Origin of the sequence: Staphylococcus sp. HMSC14C01, assembly GCF_001808085.1 — a bacterium.
Classification (GTDB): domain Bacteria; phylum Bacillota; class Bacilli; order Staphylococcales; family Staphylococcaceae; genus Staphylococcus; species Staphylococcus hominis.
Window position 1 is genome coordinate 168,990 of sequence record NZ_KV792037.1, and the last position, 18,340, is coordinate 187,329.

Sequence of the window (18,340 nt, forward strand, 5' to 3'; positions counted from 1 at the left end):
GATGTTAGGATAATCAATAGTATTATATAAAAGTATCAATCACATACGAGTGATACTTTGGGAAAAAAATAAAATAGTCCAATTTACTTGACCGTGTACTATGGTACACGGTTTATAATATTCATGGGGTGAAATAAGATGATTTATCGCATTAGTGAGTTTGCAGATAAATGTGGAGTTAATAAAGAAACGATCAGATATTACGAGCGAAAAAATTTATTACAAGAACCTCACCGAACGGAAGCTGGTTATCGGATATATTCGTATGATGACGTTAAGCGTGTTGGGTTTATTAAACGAATACAGGAACTTGGTTTTTCTTTAAGCGAGATTTATAAATTACTTGGTGTTGTAGATAAAGATGAAGTTCGTTGTCAAGATATGTTCGAATTTGTTTCTAAAAAACAAAAGGAAGTGCAAAAACAAATAGAGGATTTAAAACGAATTGAAACTATGTTAGACGACTTAAAACAACGATGTCCAGATGAAAAGCAATTACATTCGTGTCCAATAATAGAAACATTAACATGAGAGATTAATTAACGAAAGGAGCTTTTTTATGAATAAATTTAAGGTAAACATTTCAGGAATGACTTGTACGGGTTGTGAAAAACACGTAGAATCAGCACTTGAAAAGATAGGTGCTAAAAATATTGAGTCTAGTTATCGTCGTGGTGAAGCAGTATTTGAACTGCCCGATGATATTGAGGTTGAAAGTGCAATAAAGGCGATTGATGAAGCAAATTACCAAGCCGGAGAAATTGAAGAAGTATCATCACTAGAAAACGTGGCGTTAATTAATGAAGACAATTATGACCTTCTTATTATTGGTTCTGGTGCTGCTGCCTTTTCTTCGGCAATTAAAGCTATAGAATACGGTGCAAAAGTTGGAATGATTGAGCGTGGAACGGTTGGGGGAACCTGTGTGAATATTGGCTGTGTTCCGTCAAAAACTCTTCTTAGGGCAGGGGAAATCAATCATTTATCAAAAGACAATCCGTTTATAGGTTTACAAACATCCGCTGGAGAAGTGGATTTAGCTAGTTTAATCACGCAAAAGGATAAATTGGTGAGCGAACTTCGGAATCAAAAATATATGGATTTAATTGATGAATACAATTTTGATTTAATTAAAGGTGAAGCAAAATTCGTTGATGCTAGTACGGTTGAGGTCAATGGGGCAAAGTTATCTGCAAAACGCTTTTTAATTGCAACAGGTGCATCGCCTTCGTTGCCCCAAATTTCGGGACTTGAAAAAATGGACTATTTAACTAGTACAACACTTCTTGAGTTAAAGAAAATACCAAAACGATTAACTGTAATTGGTTCAGGATACATTGGAATGGAGCTTGGACAACTATTTCATCATTTAGGTTCAGAAATAACGCTTATGCAAAGAAGTGAGCGACTTTTAATATGATCCTGAGATTTCAGAGTCAGTTGAAAAAGCGTTAATTGAACAGGGTATAAACCTTGTCAAAGGGGCAACTTTTGAGTGTGTTGAACAAAGTGGAGAGATAAAAAGGGTTTACGTAACAGTAAATGGCAGTAGAGAAGTCATTGAATCAGATCAGTTACTTGTTGCCACTGGAAGAAAACCAAATACGGATTCTTTAAATTTAAGTGCAGCAGGTGTTGAAACTGGAAAAAATAATGAAATCCTGATCAATGATTTTGGTCAAACAAGTAATGAAAAGATTTATGCAGCAGGAGATGTGACTTTAGGACCACAATTTGTATATGTAGCAGCCTATGAAGGTGGAATTATTACTGATAATGCTATTGGTGGATTAAACAAAAAAATAGATTTATCGGTAGTTCCTGCTGTTACGTTTACGAATCCGACGGTTGCAACGGTTGGTTTAACAGAAGAACAAGCAAAAGAGAAAGGGTATGATGTGAAGACATCTGTATTACCTTTAGATGCTGTTCCAAGAGCAATTGTAAACCGTGAAACAACCGGTGTATTTAAACTAGTAGCAGATGCAGAAACACTAAAAGTATTAGGGGTTCATATTGTATCTGAGAATGCAGGAGATGTCATCTATGCTGCATCATTAGCTGTTAAATTTGGCTTAACGATAGAAGATTTAACAGAAACCCTAGCACCATATTTAACAATGGCTGAAGGGCTAAAATTAGCTGCACTTACGTTCGATAAAGATATTTCGAAATTATCTTGTTGTGCAGGCTAAGGGAACTTTTTTACAACTCCCTATTCAAGTGAACCAGCTAATGCTTTAAGGGATTTTCTAAGTGCATTTGTGGTCACAAAAATAATTTAACACTGATGATTTCGACATCAAATCTATAATTGATACCTTAACACCGCAGAGTAATAAAGGATGAATAATATGTCAGACTTATTATCCCCACCAGACATTAAAACAATAGAACCGCCACAAGAAAATGAAACCGATATGATGTTTAAAGTTGAAGCAGTTGGACCACCTGAACGTTGTCCTGAATGTGGTTTTGACAAGTTGTACAAACACAGTTCAAGAAATCAACTAATTATGGATTTGCCCATTCGTTTAAAGCGAGTGGGCTTACAATTGAACCGTAGACGATACAAGTGTCGTGAATGCGGATCTACCTTCTGGGAACGCCTAATATCTGTAGATGAAAAGCGTAGTATGACCAAAAGGCTTTTAAAGTCCATTCAAGAGCAATCCATGTCTAAGACCTTTGTAGAAGTCGCAGAAAGCGTTGGTGTTGACGAGAAAATCATTAGGAACGTTTTTAAGGACTATGTGGCACTCAAAGAACGTGAATACCAGTTTGAAACTCCTAAGTGGCTTGGGATAGACGAGATACATATTATCCGTAGACCTCGGCTTGTATTGACTAATATTGAACGCAGGACTATTTATGACATCAAGCCTAACCGTAACAAGGAAACATTCATCCAACGTCTTTCAGAAATCAGTGACAGGACTTACATTGAGTACGTCACAATGGATATGTGGAAGCCTTACAAAGACGCAGTGAACACTATCCTTCCACACGCTAAAGTTGTCGTAGATAAGTTTCATGTAGTTAGAATGGCTAATCAAGCCTTAGATAACGTCAGAAAGTCTTTGAAAGCCCATATGAGCCAAAAAGAAAGACGTACCCTTATGCGTGAAAGGTTTATCCTTCTAAAGCGTAAACACGATCTAAATGAACGTGAATCATTCCTCTTAGATACTTGGTTAGGTAATCTTCCTGCTTTAAAAGAAGCCTATGAACTCAAAGAAGAGTTTTACTGGATATGGGATACTCCTGATCCAGATGAAGGTCATCTTCGTTATAGTCAATGGAGACACCGTTGTATGTCCAGCAACTCTAAAGACGCATATAAAGACCTCGTGAGAGCCGTAGACAACTGGCATGTCGAAATATTCAACTACTTTGATAAAAGGCTCACTAATGCTTATACGGAGTCAATTAACAGCATTATTAGGCAGGTAGAGCGAATGGGTAGAGGTTACTCGTTTGATGCCTTACGAGCCAAAATCCTTTTCAATGAGAAGCTCCATAAAAAGCGTAAGCCACGATTTAATTCAAGTGCTTTCAATAAAGCTATGTTATACGATACTTTCAATTGGTATGAAGTGAATGACCACGACATTACAGACAACTTTGGTGTCGATTTTCCACACTTATTAAGAATTTGGAGAAGGGTGATTTATAAGCCCTTTTCCACCATAAAATCCGAATACCCAAAATAAGAAAAGCCGAGCTATACCAATAAGACTTGGATTCACACAAGAGGGTATATTGAGAAGTGATGAATGTTTACAAGGGGAATTCTCAGATAGTTATGTGTATAGCTTGTTGAGAAAAGAATATGAAAGTCAAATTTAAAGATGAGAAATTATTTAAAATTAATAATAGCTTTTAATTATTTAATTATCTACTTGACAGAAAGCGTTTTAAATGAGCGTTTCTTATATTTTAATACAAAGGTAATCAATAATTAAAATGGAAAAATACACTTATATTAAGTTTTCGCTTCTACTCTTATACAATCAATACAAAAGGTTAAAAATTTAAGTTCAATTTGATTTAAGTTCTGGAACTAAAACTTTCATAAAGGAGGTTTACATTCAATATAAATTAGGTTATATACATAGTTGAGATAGAAAGAAGAAAGCATTTTGAATTCTTTATCTTACTCTTAACTTTATACATTTTTTAAGTGTAATCATTTTGAATATAGTTAAAGAGATTAGAACGTAAAACTTTTTTTAAAATAATTTATATAATATAATAATTTCTATCTATTTAAGAGTAATATGTAAACAATATTGATTTTAATTGAAAGAAGGTGAATTGGTGGCAAGGAAATCTAAGAAACAGTATATTTTAGAATCTGCAGCTAATATAGTAAATAGACAAGGTACTGACTATTTAACATTAGATGCAGTAGCAAAAGAAGCAGGTATAAGCAAGGGTGGTTTGCTTTATCATGTTAAAAATAGAGAAGGTTTAATAAAAGAGCTTGTCAATTATGCTAATGAATTATATCGAGAAAATGTAAATAGCCATATTGATAATACACATTGTAAACAAGGACAATGGTTAAATGCGTTTATTGAAGCAACGAAAGAACATCGTGTTGAAAATGCGCCTATTACTTCTGCAATGCTTGCTGCACAAGGTTCAAATAAAGCGCTACTCTTACCATTAAAATCTTTATATGAAGATTGGCAATCTCAAATTGTTAATGACGGTCTAGATGAAGTAGATGCAACAATCATTAGGTTAGCCGTTGATGGTTTATGGTTATCAGAAGTTTTTGGAATAAGTGCAGTTGACGAAGCAATGCGTGAAAAAGTAATAAATCGGTTAAAAGAAAAAGTAGAAGTAGGTATTAATAAAGAAAAAAAATAAATTTTCAGGTTTTAAGCTGTTAGGTGAGAATGAAACTTTTCAGCTTATTTTTTATGTCATGGTTGAAACTTTACCGACCAGTTGGTATAGTTTATAACGTATTTAAAATATAAAGGAGTGCTTACCTTGAAAAAAGTGGTATTAACTGCAGCAATTACAGGCGCTGGAGATACAATTGACAAAAATGAAAATGTTCCAGTAACACCTCAAGAACTTGCTGATTCAGCAATTAAGTGTGCAAAAGCTGGAGCAACAGTAGCACATATTCATGTTAGAGACCCTAAAACAGGTGGGGTGAGTCATGATCCAGAACTATATAGTGAAACCGTAAGACTCATTAGAGAGGCAGACGAAGATATTATTATTAATGTAACAGCTGGTGGCGGTGGCGACTTTATCCCAAGTCAACAACACCCAGAAACAGGCGGTGAAGGAACCTGGATTCAAACACCAAAAGAGCGTCATAGACCAGTAGGAGACACATTACCAGAAATGTGTACGCTTGATTGTGGCAGCGTTAATATGGGAGATTCGATATATATTAGTCCCGCTTCATGGCTGAGAGAACAAGCACAAATGATTAAAGATGCAGGTGTACAACCTGAGCTTGAATGTTTTGATACAGGTCATGTCAGTTTTGCAAAGCAACTTGTTGATGAAGGTTTAGTCGAACAACCTATGTTCCAGTTTTGTTTAGGTATACCTTGGGGTGCTGAAAATGATGCTCAGACGTTAGACTATCTTATTTCAAGAATCCCTGAAGGTGCGCAATGGTCTGCATTTGGTATTGGTAGAATGCAATTACCAACAGTTAGAGAAGTTGCTAAACGTGGTGGAAATATTCGTGTTGGTCTTGAAGATAACCTGTATATTTCAAAAGGTGTTAAAGCAACAAATGAAGCATTAGTTGAAGAAGCTAAAAAAATAATGAAAGAATATGATTTAATACCATTAACACCTGCAGAAGCAAGAGAAAAATTTAATCTTAAAAATAATAAAGGAGATAAATAATGAAGTTTGCAGTAGTTGGAACAGGCGTGATTGGTAGCGGATGGATAACAAGAATACTCGCCCACGGCCACGAAGTTATTGCTACAGATCCTAGTGATGGTGCCTATGAAAGAATGCTAACACAAGTTAAACAAAACTGGCCTTATGCTAAAGAAATGGGATTATCTGAGGGAGCATCGTTGGATAATTTAAGCTTTACTACTGATTTAAAATCGGCAGTTAAGGATGCAGATCTTATTCAAGAAAACGTTCCTGAAGTAGAATCGATTAAAGATGCTGTTTTAAAAGAAATCGATTTTTATGCGAAACCGTCTGCCATTATCGGTTCAAGTACCTCTGGTATTATGCCAACTGAGTTACAAAAGAATTTAAAACACCCTGAACGTTTAGTAGTAGCACATCCTTTTCACCCAGTATATATTTTACCTCTTGTTGAAATTGTACCAGGTCAAAACACCTCAGAAGAGACAGTTATTAAGGCTGAAGAAGTTTATGAGAGTATTGGTATGGATGTGCTTCATGTGCGAAATGAAATTGAAGGACATATTGCAGATCGTCTAATGGAAGCATTATGGAGAGAATCATTACATATTGTTAATGATGGTATTGCAACAACAGAAGAAGTAGATAAAGCATTTACGCATGCAGCTGGTTTACGTTATGCTCAATATGGACCATTTATGACATTCCATCTTGCAGGTGGAGAAGGTGGCATGAGACATATGCTTAAACAATTTGGTCCTGCATTGAAAAAACCATGGACTAAGTTAGTTGCACCCGAATTGACAGAGGATCTTTATGAAAAAGTGGTACGCGGTAGTGAAGCGACTTCACAAGGATATACAATGTCAGAACTTGATCGAAAACGTAATGAATTCCTTATTAAAGTAAAACAACTCGCAGAAGAATACTGGCCTAAAGATACAGCATCAATGAAAAAATCTAAGCAACATCAGAAGGTGTAAAGCTATGACAGCTCAGTTTGTTTATCATACTGATGTAAAATCATCTTGGGTTGATTACAATGGACACATGAATGATGCTGAATATAATCGTGTGTTTAGTGATGCAACTGATGCTTGGTTAGCATACATTGGACTTGATCAAGAAGGAATTCAATCGTTACACTATACCATTTTTACATTAGAAAATCATATAACATTTTTGAAAGAAATGAAGAAATATGAACCTATTGAAGTAAGAGTGAGTTTATATGATTATGATAGTAAGAGACTTCATATCTTTATGGAAATGTTAAATGATGACATGGTATGTAGCGCAGTATATGAAGTTATGCTAATGGGAATAGATACAGTCACAAACCGACCGGCTCCATTTCCTAAAAGTATTACAGAATCTATAGTAGCGTATTTTAACCAAACTTCTGATGTAAATGTGCCTAAACAATTAGGCCATCAAATCGGAATTAGTAGAAACAAATAAAGTTTGTATTGATAATCGAATGCTTGAAATATTGAGGACTTAATGTGCCTTGTTTTTACTTAGTAAACTTTGTATAACATTCACTTTAAGTTCTCTTTTTTAATAAATGATAGATAGAGAGGAATTGGACATATGTTAAGCATTAGAAACTTATCAAAAGTCTATGCAGGTGGTAAGAAAGCGGTAGATAATATGAATATTGATATTGAATCAGGAGACTTTATCGCTTTTATTGGAACGAGTGGTAGTGGAAAAACAACTGCATTAAGAATGATCAATCGAATGATTGAATCATCAGAGGGCGAAATTACAATTAATGGCAAAAATATTAAAGATATCAATGCAGTAGAATTGAGAAGAAGCATTGGTTATGTAATTCAACAAATTGGTTTAATGCCTCATATGACAATTAAAGAGAATATTGTACTCGTACCTAAATTATTAAAATGGTCGCAAGAAAAAAAAGATAAAAAAGCAAAAGAACTAATTAAACTTGTTGATTTACCTGAAGAGTATTTAGAACGATATCCTTCACAGTTATCTGGTGGGCAACAACAACGTATTGGCGTGATTCGTGCACTAGCAGCTGAACAAGATATTATTTTAATGGATGAGCCGTTTGGTGCTTTGGATCCTATCACAAGAGATACATTACAAGATTTAGTAAAAAAATTACAACAACAATTAGGAAAAACATTTATTTTTGTAACGCATGACATGGACGAAGCCATTAAATTAGCAGATAAAATTTGTATTATGACGAACGGTAAAGTAGTGCAATATGATACACCAGATAATATTTTACGTTATCCCGCTAATGATTTTGTTAAAGACTTCATTGGACAAAATCGCTTGATTCAAGATAGACCAAATATTAGAACTGTAGAAGACGCAATGATTAAGCCGATAACTGTACATGTTGACGAATCATTAAATGATGCAGTTAATATTATGAGAAAATATCGTATAGATACCATTTTTGTCGTTGACAATCAACATCATTTACTTGGTTATTTAGATATTGAAGATATCAACCAAGGATTACGTAGTAAAAAAGAATTAATTGATACGATGCAACGTGATATTTATCGCGTTAAGGTAGATAGTAAATTACAAGATACAGTACGTACCATTCTTAAGCGTAATGTAAGAAATGTTCCTGTTGTTGATACGGACGGACATACTTTAATTGGACTTGTAACACGTTCTAACCTAGTTGATATCGTATATGATACACTTTGGGGTGGAACGACTACTGAAAATCAAGGTATTGTGGATCCTAAAGAAATTGGGGCTGATAACGTATGAATTATTTAGTAGAAAATAGTGGTATGTTACTGAATAAAACGTTAGAGCATCTTTACATTTCTATCATGGCTCTCATACTTGCTATGATTGTTGCCATTCCTTTAGGTATTTTGTTGTCAAAGAAAGAAAAGCTATCAAAGGTGTCGTTAACTATAGCTGGTATTTTACAAACGATTCCTACACTAGCGATTTTAGCTTTAATGATTCCCTTATTTGGTGTAGGTAAAGTAACGGCAATTATTGCGTTATTTATATATGTTTTACTACCTATATTAAATAATACAATTGTGGGTGTTCAAAATATAGATCGTAATATTGTAGAAGCTGGCCGCAGTATGGGAATGACTAATTTTCAATTAATGAAAGATATTGAATTACCTTTAGCATTACCAATGGTTCTAAGTGGGATTCGTTTGTCGTCAGTCTATGTGATTAGTTGGGCAGCACTTGCGAGTTATGTTGGCGCTGGTGGTTTAGGTGACTTAATCTTTAATGGTTTAGCATTATATGAACCAGAAATGATTATCGTAGGTACGATTTTGGTAACGTTGTTAGCATTAATCGTTGATTTAATTTTAGCTCAAATTGAAAAATGGATTATACCAAAAGGACTTAAAATTTCCAGATAAACAATAAAGGAGGACATTATGAAATATTGTAAAAAGTATATTGTTGTTTTAGTGCTATGTCTAACTGTGTTATCTGGATGTAGCTTGCCAGGTTTAAAAAATAGTAGTTCAGATGATGAGGTTAGAATTACATCTCTAGGAACAAGTGAATCTCAAATTATTTCACATATGTTAAGACTACTCATTGAACATGATACAGATGGAAAGATTAAACCAACTTTAATCAATAACTTAGGGTCTAGTGTAATTCAACACAATGCTATTACGAGTGGCCAAGCTAATATGTCAGGTACGCGATATACAGGTACGGATTTAACTGGTGCATTAGGCGAAGATCCAATTAAAGATCCTGATAGAGCAATGAAAGTGACACAAAAAGGATTTGAAGAAAAGTTTAATCAGACTTTCTTTAATTCATATGGTTTTGAAAATACATATGCACTAATGGTAACAAAAGAAACAGCACAAAAATATAATTTAGAAACAGTTTCTGATTTAAAGAAACATGCTAAAGATTTGAGAGTAGGAATGGATAGTTCATGGCAAAATCGTAAGGGTGATGGATATCCTGGATTTAAACAAGAATACGGTATCCATTTTGGTACTGTTAGACCAATGCAAATTGGTTTAGTATACGACGCATTACATTCAGGTAACTTAGATGTCGCTGTAGGCTACTCAACTGATGGTCGTATCGCGGCTTATGATTTAAAAGTACTGAAAGATGACAAGCAGTTCTTTCCACCTTATGATGCTAGTCCTTTAGCAACAGATAAACTATTAAAAGAAAAACCACAATTAAAACCAATTATTGAAAAATTAGAAGGTAAGATTTCAACTGAACAGATGCAAGAATTAAATTATCAAGCAGATGGAAAAGGTAAAGAGCCAGCAACAGTAGCAGAAGATTTCTTGAAAAAACATGATTATTTTGAAAATGATGCAAAACAGAAAGGCGGTCGAAATTAATGAATGGTAATTTATTTGAACAACTTATTTCTTACTATCAAACAAATTCAGGCTACCTTTTTGAATTGTTTATTAATCATTTCCTAATGTCAGTGTATGGTGTATTATTTGCGTCAATTATAGGTATTCCTTTAGGCATCATTATTGCACGATTTGGAAAATTATCAGGCGTTATCATTACTTTAGCGAATATCATACAGACTGTTCCTGTCATTGCGATGTTAGCGATGCTTATGTTAGTAATAGGATTAGGCATCAATACGGTTATTTTTACAGTATTCTTGTATGCTTTACTTCCAATTATAAAAAATACTTATACCGGTATTAAAGAAGTAGATATTAATATTAAAGATGCTGGAAAAGGAATGGGAATGACACGTAATCAAGTCTTACGTATGATTGAGTTACCACTTTCTTTATCAGTAATTATTGGTGGCATACGTATTGCACTCGTAGTTGCAATAGGTGTTGTTGCTGTTGGTTCGTTCATTGGAGCGCCTTCACTTGGTGATGTCGTTATTCGTGGTACGAATGCTACTGATGGTACACTATTTATCTTGGCTGGTGCATTACCAATTGTTGTGATAGTAGTTCTTATAGATATTGTTTTACGTCTAGTAGAGAAAAAATTAGATCCAGCTACACAAACGAATAATTAATAAAGTATTTAAGGAGTAGATAATATGGCTTTAATCCAGATGAATTACTTATCAAAAACACTTGGAATGCATCAATCTTTAAATATTATTTTACCTGAAGATGACAGTTACTTTGATCCATCGAACGAGACAAAAAAACTTAAAACAATGTTGTTATTTCATGGACTATCTAGCGACACTCACTCGTATATAAGATATACAAGTATAGAACGATATGCTAATGAATATCAATTAGCGATTATAATGCCTAATGCAGATCACAGTTTTTATACGAATATGGCTTTCGGACACAGTTATTATGATTACATTTTAGAAGTTTACAATTATGTACACCAGATTTTACCGTTGTCTAGAAAAAGAGAAGATAATTTTATTGCAGGGCATTCAATGGGAGGATATGGAACAATTAAATTTGCACTAACACAAAGTCAATTGTTCTCTAAAGCTGCTCCTTTATCTGCCGCATTCGACGTTTCCATGCTTAAAAATTACAAATGGTATGATTTTTCACCAGAATCTATAGTCGGAACGAATAAAGAAATAGTTGGTAGTAATTTTGATCCTTATTATCTTGTTGATAAAGCTATAGAGAAAAATATTGATTTACCAGAGTTATTAATTATGTGTGGTACAGAAGATGAACTTTATAAAGGTAACTTAGATTTTATTAACTATTTAGATAAAAAAAATGTACAGTATGACTTTATAAAGAGCCCAGGAAAACATGATTATGCATTTTGGGATAAAGCTATTGAGAAAGTAATTAAAATATTTACAAATAATATATAAAATAATAAGACCATTAGTCTAACAATTTTGACTAGTGGTCTTATTATTTTATTCTTATATAGAAAGATTTAATATTGATTATTCATTTACAAGTTAATTTAAAAATCAATATATATTATTTAAGGCAATAGCAACAATTGAGTTTTATTAAAAAGGATATTTTGTTATTAAACAAATAATTCAATAATTTTATAGATTATATGTAACTAATAAAGAAATTGATAAATAAATTATTACAAATATAAATGAGGGGAGAAGATATAAAAATTTTATTATTAAAAAGAAATTATGAAATAATTATTCATATCTTCCCAAAGTTTTGTAATTTTAATGCTTTTTTTCGTGCTTAGTAAGCCATGTAATTTTGAAGTATAGAAAAATGTAATTTTACTTCTTTTATATTTTGTTGATAGCAACTCTATTAGTCATATTTTCTAATCTTCTTTTGTTTCTAATTTTTCTAGACGAGACAAAGGAGTATCAAACATTACTATAGCTTTAATAGCGGTTTTGATTAATCCAAAGCCTTATTAATAGATACTTTTTTATTTATTTATACGAAGCTTAATCATTAGTTAAACCTACTACTTGCTTAATATTCTTAGCTCTTTTTTTTAGTTTTTTTAAATCAGATTCAATATCGTCCACTAAACTATTTAAACTTGTTATCATGGTAGAATAGCCTCGAAACATAGTAATGCCATTTTCTACAGTTGGGTTACTATTGGGTCTGTAAGGCATTATATTATGTGTGTATTCATCTCTATATCTCATAGTACGTATAGGAACATCTTTATTAAGGATATTGCCGATTTGTCTATGTGTGTCGTTATTTGAAGCTATCAAATTTTCTACTAAATTTCGTTTAAAACCTATATCTTTTTTTACTTCATAATGTGAAGTATATTCTTGAGCTAATGAATATAATAAATCATTTAATGTATGTAGAAAATGTAAAGTAATATTATGAAAATAAAAAACCCAATAATAGTTTCTTTCTTCTTCGTTAACAGTTTCAATTAAATTTATTGAATATTTTAAATTTACAAAAGAATTACAGAAATATTCACAGGTATCATGTATAGAATTAATAGTAGAAACTATATTTGAGCCTAACCTATCCAAACCATTAATCAAATCATTAAATTTAGAAAAGTCGAATATATCTAATTCTTTAAGTAGCTGATCGTATTCATATTCAAAATAATTTTCATCAATAAAAAATGGTTTCATTGATTTTAGTTCCCTTCATTTTTGAGTATAATTATTTTAATATATTTTGAACAATAGGTAAAAGCTTACAAAAAACTAAAAGAGGTAAAGTGAATGAAGTGGTATAAAAATGAACAATTATTGAATTACGCGAAGAAAGCTGATGAAGCTTTAGATAAAAAGGATCCCAATTCATTATATGAAATTAGTGAGAAATTGGAAAAATTATCAACCGATTATGTTGAATCTAAGATGATGTATGCTTATTATTTGTACATTAGTTTTACTAGTTTAAATAATTACATTGATATAAAAGTTAATAACAAAGAAACCGTAGAATGGGAAAAACTAATTGAAAAAAGCTTGTTTTTAGCTAGAACTGCGATTAATTCAATGGACGAATATTTAAAAGATACTGAAATTGATGAGATAGAATACATATATTTAAATGGTATATATAATAGTGTAAAAACCAATTATTGTAATCTACTTATTTCTATAGGGAAATATTCATCTGCAATATTTGAGATGAGAAAATTAGCAACTTCTCAGTTTGGTATGGCAATTGGAAATTTAGGGACAGAAATTTTTGATTATGCTTGTTTTGATTATACAGATAATAAAGAGTCTCTTTATAAATACGCTTATCAATTGTTAGATACGGCTTTAACTTATGAGGATAGTATAGTACATCCTAATGCAAAAGCTTTTTATCAAAGTAAAATTGATATTCTCGATGAAATCGATAATTTTAATCCGTATGATACAGAGTACAATGTGGAATCTATATTAAAAAAAGATAGATTAGATGATCATAACTTTACAAATAATATTACTAATGAAGACTACTGGGATTGGGTGGCAGAAAATAGTTTAGCATTGAACACAATAAATGATATAGATTATATGACTAAAAATAATCAAGACACTCTTCATTTGCCAAATATATTAACGTCAATTAATGATCATTCATCATTTTATGGAATTTTTAATCAAATTAAACAAGAGTATTGTTCTGCCAGATATATACTTTATGAAGGGATGTATAATAACAAGAATCATTTTTCAGATGAAAATGTATATTTAGTAAATACAATTGACTATCCTAAATATGGTTTAAATATAGAAAGAGTAAAGGCAGCATATAGAAGTGCTTATGCATTGTTTGATAGAATTGGATATTTTTTAAATAAATATTTCAAATTAGGATTGAAAGATCGTGAAGTTTCTTTTAAAAGAATTTGGCAAAGTGCTAATAATGAAATATATGAGGTGTTTAAAAATAATATTGCCTTAAAAGGCATGTATTGGACGTATAAAGATTTATTCGCTAAAACTAAATCAAAGAATTTGGATTGTATAGATAAAAAGTTAAGACGTACTTATACGATAAGAAATATAATGGAACATAGGTATTTAAAGGTATTAGATAGTAATTTTATAGATCAAGCCACTAGTGATTATGATAACTTATCATATACTATTACATCAGATGAATTAAATGAGTTAGGGATTAATTTAATTAGAATATGTAGAGAATTAATTATATTATTATGCTTTACAGTAAATATAAATGAAAATAATATAAATAAAGATGAAAAAGATAAATTTGTAATTATGGCGCTCCGCGAATTTAGTGACGAATGGAAAATTTAAAATAAAGTAGATTTATAAGCTAGCGATAAAATCAAGTCGCTAGTTTTTTCAGTTTAAAAATTAAAAGGTTAAATTTAACCGTTGACAATTAAAGGGTAGTGCTATATACTTAGGTTAACGTTAACCGAGGGAGGAAATTATGTTGGATTTATTGAAACAAGTAAACACATTAAGGGGTTCAATGACATTAGAAGAATTACAGGAATTAGTAATTAAAAAAATTAGCAAACAAGAAATTGACAATGAGTTTAAGGATAATTCGACTAAAGAAATAATCAAACAATTAGAAAATAAGACAGTTCAAGAATTACAAAGTATTTATTATGACTTGCAAATTATGAATCGTCATTCAGTATCAACTTATACTGAGTCTATCGAATCGCTATCTTTAGAGATTTTCAAAACTTATAGTAATCAAAATTCACTATTAGATTTAGGTTCGGGAACAGGACATATGCTATGGAGAGCGAATAAGGAAGGTCATTTTAAATACTTAAGGGGTGAAGAAATTAATCATAACGTAGCTGAAATTAGCGAACAGCTTCTATCTCAATCAGAAACGAATATAGAAATTAAAAAAATTGATTCTACTTTAAATTTTGGAAGCAATGATAAATTTGAATGTATTTATTCAGATGCATTATTTTTAAATGCAGATAATAAACGTTTAAAACAAATTGAAGATTCCGCTTCTAACAGTTATCTAAAGACAAGAAGTAAATTCTCTGAATGGATATTTACAAATCGTATTTTAAATAATTTAGAGGATAAGGGTGTAGGAACTATTGTAGTAAGAAACGCTGCTACATTTACTGAAATGGCTAAAGATATACGTAAAGAGTTGATAGAGAAGAATTTAATAAAAGCAGTTATTCAACTTCCTTCGAACTTGATTACTAATACGGCTATACCTACAACTTTATTAATTTTGCAAAAAGACAATAGCGATAAGATTACATTTATTGATGCTTCAGAAATTTATACTCAAAAGGGCAGAATGCAGAATACTTTTGAAGATGAAAATATTACAACTATTATGAAAGCGCTAGAAGAAGAAACTGAAATTTCTGTAAAAGTGAATAAACAAGAAGTCAAAGATAATGACTATAATTTATCTCCTATTCGTTATTTAGTTAATATTGAAGATCGTCTTGTAAGTCCTACCGAGTTAACTAACATCGTAGAAACGATTCGTGGAAAAGATGTATCTAAAAAAAGATTAGATGAGGAAGAAAGTAAAGATAAATCAGGTTACTTACTTAATTTATCTGATGTAAAAGATTATAAAATTGATACTCCTAAACAACAAATCAGTCAAGATATACTCGATGAATATGAGAGATATCTATTAAAACCTAAGGATATTGTATTAAGTACAAGAAGTTCGGATTTAAAAATAGCTATTGTTACCGAAAGTTTAGCTAAAGATAATCTAATTATTTCTTCTAATTTTAATATTTTAAGAATTAAAGACGATAAAGTGAGTCCTTACTATTTATTTGCATTTTTAACAAGTGAAATAGGTGTTGAACAGTTAAAACAACTAATGACAGGAACTGTGATTAATGTTATTTCACAAAAATCTTTGCAAGAATATAAGGTGTCTATGCTAGATGAAGAAACTCAAGAAGACATCGCCTTTAAAATGGAAGAAGAATTACTCGAATATTATAGTTATCTGAAAAAAGTCAAAAACTTTAAAGAAAAATTACCACAACTTTTTAATGAAAACGGAGGGGAATAGGATTGGGTAAATTAAGTATCGAAGAACTAAATGATTTTTTAGAAGAATTGTTCGAGAGATTAAAACAAGAAGCAAGGCTATACAATCAACAAAGTGAATTTGATACTTTCTTAGAACGTTATCAATTTGAGAAAAATGATAGTAATCAAGGTCATCTTTATAATGACAATGCTAAAGTTCTCATTTTAGGGGTAAGAAACGGGGGCTTAAAAGCTAAAGATATTAACGGCATATTTAAAAAAGCGAGTTTAAAAGATAGATATGAAATTGTTGAATATGATGATTTAACAAATTTTGATATTTCTACTTTAGAAAATTCAACACAATACACGGATGTATTTATTGGTGCTGTCCCTCACAAAATGAGAGGGATAGGTGACACCGATAATCCAGTCCAAACGATTATGGATGGATCAGAAACGATTTATCCTAAAATACATAAACTAATGACAAGTTCAGGCTTAAAAATAACTAAAACAAATCTAACAGATGCTATAGCTAGTTCAGTAATATTTGATAATACGAGAGTAATTACTAGTTAGAACATAAACTAAGGGGGAACAAAAATGAATTTATACGTAATTGGGAATGGCTTTGACATAGACCATCACATTGCTTCAGCTTATACAAACTTTAAAGAATCTTTAGCTGATTCAGATGATGATAATGCGAAATTATTGCTTGAAATAATTGAAATAGCTCATCAAGAAAATCAAGAAAATTTATGGAAAGATTTAGAAGAAAGTATAGGTAGACTAGATTTAGATTACGTTGTTAAAAAGAGCGATAAGTATATAAATCCAGCTATTACTTTTTCTACAAGTTTTAGCTTTTTTTTTAAAAAGTGGATAGAAAAATTAAAAAATGATAAAATTTCTGAAGCAACTCCTAAAAAAGATTTGAAATATTTATTTAATAAAAATGAAGATATATTTTTAAGTTTGAATTATACCCCTACTTTGGAAATGCTTTACAACATTAATAAGAATAATATTAAATATATTCATGTAGTTAAAGATGGCGTAGGTTATGAATTTGGACATAAAAAAGTAGAAAATATTCATTCAATAGGCCATTCAGCCTTTGGTTTTAATAACTACCTAAAACATCAGTTAATAAAAGATACTTCTAGAATATATAAAGATAATCAAAATTGGTTTGAAGATTTATCCGACAAAAAAATTGAAAATATATATTTTTATGGTTTTAGTTTTGCGGATATCGATTTAATATATATAAAAGGTATTTTTAATAATATTAATAAAAACGAATTAGAAAATATCTATTTATATAATTATAAAACTCAAAAAGAACAAGAATACGAAGAGCAAAAGAGTATATTAAATAGTTTAATAGACGAAGCTGAATTAAATAAAAAAGTAAAAAGATTTCTAATATTAGAGGATTAAAAGAAAGTATCCCTCATTTTGAAGGGATGCTTTTTATTTACAAATTAAAGTAAAAGGAAATATAAATAAATTCAAACTCAAAATTTAATGTAAATTATACTATTACAATATATATATCTATGCTATTATGACTTTAATTTACTGAATAATTAGGAATTTTTACTGAAGGGGGATCGGGATGAAGTTTGGGTACGAGGTCAATGAACATGTTAAGTTGAAAATTTTGGAAGAACGTGAAGCGGATCAACTTTTTAAATTAGTAGATAGTAATCGTGAGTCTCTAGGGGAGTTCTTGCCATTTGTAGCGTACACAACTGAGGTTGAACACAGTAAGAAGTTTATTCATTCGGCCTTACAACAATTTGCGCGTGGAGATGGATTCCATTGTGGCATTTGGTATGACCAAAAACTTGTAGGAGTCATTGGCTTACATTATTTAGACTTGGTTAACAAACGCACGTCGATTGGTTATTATTTAGCTGAAGATTTCCAAAAGAAAGGCATCATGACTAGATGCACTAAAGCACTTATTCAATATGTATATGAAGAATATGATATTAATCGAATCGAAATACGAATGTCTACTAAAAATAAGAAAAGTCGAGCTATACCAATAAGACTTGGATTCACACA

At 31.2% G+C, this 18,340-nt stretch carries 16 protein-coding genes and 3 pseudogenes; 18 read left to right on the plus strand and 1 reads right to left on the minus strand.

What is annotated here, in order from left to right:
- Positions 1-138 precede the first annotated feature (138 nt).
- The 13 genes and pseudogenes from merR to HMPREF3131_RS06780 all read left to right on the plus strand — a co-directional run bounded on the left by merR (position 139) and on the right by HMPREF3131_RS06780 (position 11,686).
- Complete coding sequence (merR, locus tag HMPREF3131_RS06725) at positions 139-531, plus strand: Hg(II)-responsive transcriptional regulator (protein WP_001863748.1); 393 nt, start codon at positions 139-141, stop codon at positions 529-531.
- 28 nt (positions 532-559) lie between these two features.
- Positions 560-2,195 (plus strand): annotated as a pseudogene (gene merA / locus HMPREF3131_RS06730) (mercury(II) reductase).
- A 159-nt stretch (positions 2,196-2,354) separates the two neighbouring features.
- Positions 2,355-3,676 (plus strand): annotated as a pseudogene (locus tag HMPREF3131_RS06735) (ISL3 family transposase).
- Between the two features lie 23 nt (positions 3,677-3,699).
- Positions 3,700-3,849, plus strand: a pseudogene (locus HMPREF3131_RS11185) (GNAT family N-acetyltransferase); the annotation flags it as partial.
- A gap of 471 nt (positions 3,850-4,320) precedes the next feature.
- Entirely contained in the window at positions 4,321-4,878 is a 558-nt protein-coding gene (locus tag HMPREF3131_RS06740) for a TetR/AcrR family transcriptional regulator (protein WP_017175641.1), read from the plus strand.
- Between the two features lie 126 nt (positions 4,879-5,004).
- A complete protein-coding gene (locus HMPREF3131_RS06745) occupies positions 5,005-5,889 on the plus strand; it encodes a beta-keto acid cleavage family enzyme (RefSeq protein ID WP_017175642.1) in 885 nt (294 codons plus the stop codon).
- The gene (locus tag HMPREF3131_RS06750; RefSeq protein WP_017175643.1) at positions 5,889-6,854 is read left to right on the plus strand and encodes a 3-hydroxyacyl-CoA dehydrogenase NAD-binding domain-containing protein; all 966 of its coding nucleotides are present in this window, start codon (positions 5,889-5,891) and stop codon (positions 6,852-6,854) included. Before HMPREF3131_RS06745 ends, HMPREF3131_RS06750 begins: the two co-directional genes overlap by 1 nt.
- A 4-nt stretch (positions 6,855-6,858) precedes the next feature.
- A complete protein-coding gene (locus tag HMPREF3131_RS06755; protein WP_017175644.1) occupies positions 6,859-7,332 on the plus strand; it encodes a thioesterase family protein in 474 nt (157 codons plus the stop codon).
- A gap of 132 nt (positions 7,333-7,464) precedes the next feature.
- On the plus strand, positions 7,465-8,640 hold the full coding sequence (locus HMPREF3131_RS06760) for a betaine/proline/choline family ABC transporter ATP-binding protein (protein WP_017175645.1): 1,176 nt from the start codon (positions 7,465-7,467) through the stop codon (positions 8,638-8,640).
- A complete protein-coding gene (locus tag HMPREF3131_RS06765; RefSeq protein ID WP_017175646.1) occupies positions 8,637-9,269 on the plus strand; it encodes an ABC transporter permease in 633 nt (210 codons plus the stop codon). Before HMPREF3131_RS06760 ends, HMPREF3131_RS06765 begins: the two co-directional genes overlap by 4 nt.
- Before the next feature lie 18 nt (positions 9,270-9,287).
- Entirely contained in the window at positions 9,288-10,238 is a 951-nt protein-coding gene (locus tag HMPREF3131_RS06770; protein WP_017175647.1) for an osmoprotectant ABC transporter substrate-binding protein, read from the plus strand.
- Positions 10,238-10,897 (plus strand): ABC transporter permease, encoded by a 660-nt coding sequence (locus HMPREF3131_RS06775; protein ID WP_017175648.1) that lies wholly within the window; start codon positions 10,238-10,240, stop codon positions 10,895-10,897. Before HMPREF3131_RS06770 ends, HMPREF3131_RS06775 begins: the two co-directional genes overlap by 1 nt.
- 24 nt (positions 10,898-10,921) lie before the next feature.
- A complete protein-coding gene (locus HMPREF3131_RS06780) occupies positions 10,922-11,686 on the plus strand; it encodes an alpha/beta hydrolase (RefSeq protein WP_017175649.1) in 765 nt (254 codons plus the stop codon).
- 564 nt (positions 11,687-12,250) lie between these two features.
- On the opposite strand, the gene HMPREF3131_RS06785 is transcribed toward HMPREF3131_RS06780, so the two are convergent.
- The gene (locus HMPREF3131_RS06785; protein WP_017175650.1) at positions 12,251-12,919 is read right to left on the minus strand and encodes a Cthe_2314 family HEPN domain-containing protein; all 669 of its coding nucleotides are present in this window, start codon (positions 12,917-12,919) and stop codon (positions 12,251-12,253) included.
- Positions 12,920-13,012: 93 nt separating this feature from the next.
- Between HMPREF3131_RS06785 and HMPREF3131_RS06790 the strand changes: the two genes are divergently transcribed.
- The 5 genes from HMPREF3131_RS06790 to HMPREF3131_RS06810 form a co-directional block, all read left to right on the plus strand.
- Positions 13,013-14,554: an LA2681 family HEPN domain-containing protein gene (locus tag HMPREF3131_RS06790; protein ID WP_017175651.1), complete on the plus strand. Its 1,542-nt coding sequence runs from the start codon at positions 13,013-13,015 to the stop codon at positions 14,552-14,554.
- 139 nt (positions 14,555-14,693) lie between these two features.
- Positions 14,694-16,298 carry an N-6 DNA methylase gene (locus HMPREF3131_RS06795; protein ID WP_017175652.1) on the plus strand — a complete coding sequence of 535 codons (1,605 nt, stop codon included), beginning with the start codon at positions 14,694-14,696 and terminating at the stop codon, positions 16,296-16,298.
- Between the two features lie 2 nt (positions 16,299-16,300).
- Positions 16,301-16,840, plus strand: coding sequence for a hypothetical protein (locus tag HMPREF3131_RS06800; protein WP_017175653.1), 540 nt, complete (start codon positions 16,301-16,303; stop codon positions 16,838-16,840).
- Positions 16,841-16,864: 24 nt separating this feature from the next.
- A complete protein-coding gene (locus HMPREF3131_RS06805; RefSeq protein ID WP_017175654.1) occupies positions 16,865-17,707 on the plus strand; it encodes an AbiH family protein in 843 nt (280 codons plus the stop codon).
- Between the two features lie 178 nt (positions 17,708-17,885).
- On the plus strand, positions 17,886-18,340 hold a 455-nt coding region (locus HMPREF3131_RS06810), incomplete at its 3' end, for a GNAT family N-acetyltransferase (protein ID WP_256262198.1).

Excerpts from the sequence above, each read along its gene's own strand:
- merR (WP_001863748.1), top strand. The coding sequence starts at position 139 with ATGATTTATCGCATTAGTGAGTTTGCAGATAAATGTGGAGTTAATAAA.
- HMPREF3131_RS06750 (WP_017175643.1), top strand. The coding sequence starts at position 5,889 with ATGAAGTTTGCAGTAGTTGGAACAGGCGTGATTGGTAGCGGATGGATA.
- HMPREF3131_RS06755 (WP_017175644.1), top strand. The coding sequence starts at position 6,859 with ATGACAGCTCAGTTTGTTTATCATACTGATGTAAAATCATCTTGGGTT.
- HMPREF3131_RS06760 (WP_017175645.1), top strand. The coding sequence starts at position 7,465 with ATGTTAAGCATTAGAAACTTATCAAAAGTCTATGCAGGTGGTAAGAAA.
- HMPREF3131_RS06765 (WP_017175646.1), top strand. The coding sequence starts at position 8,637 with ATGAATTATTTAGTAGAAAATAGTGGTATGTTACTGAATAAAACGTTA.
- HMPREF3131_RS06770 (WP_017175647.1), top strand. The coding sequence starts at position 9,288 with ATGAAATATTGTAAAAAGTATATTGTTGTTTTAGTGCTATGTCTAACT.
- HMPREF3131_RS06775 (WP_017175648.1), top strand. The coding sequence starts at position 10,238 with ATGAATGGTAATTTATTTGAACAACTTATTTCTTACTATCAAACAAAT.
- HMPREF3131_RS06780 (WP_017175649.1), top strand. The coding sequence starts at position 10,922 with ATGGCTTTAATCCAGATGAATTACTTATCAAAAACACTTGGAATGCAT.
- HMPREF3131_RS06785 (WP_017175650.1), bottom strand. The coding sequence starts at position 12,919 with ATGAAACCATTTTTTATTGATGAAAATTATTTTGAATATGAATACGAT.
- HMPREF3131_RS06790 (WP_017175651.1), top strand. The coding sequence starts at position 13,013 with ATGAAGTGGTATAAAAATGAACAATTATTGAATTACGCGAAGAAAGCT.
- HMPREF3131_RS06795 (WP_017175652.1), top strand. The coding sequence starts at position 14,694 with ATGTTGGATTTATTGAAACAAGTAAACACATTAAGGGGTTCAATGACA.
- HMPREF3131_RS06805 (WP_017175654.1), top strand. The coding sequence starts at position 16,865 with ATGAATTTATACGTAATTGGGAATGGCTTTGACATAGACCATCACATT.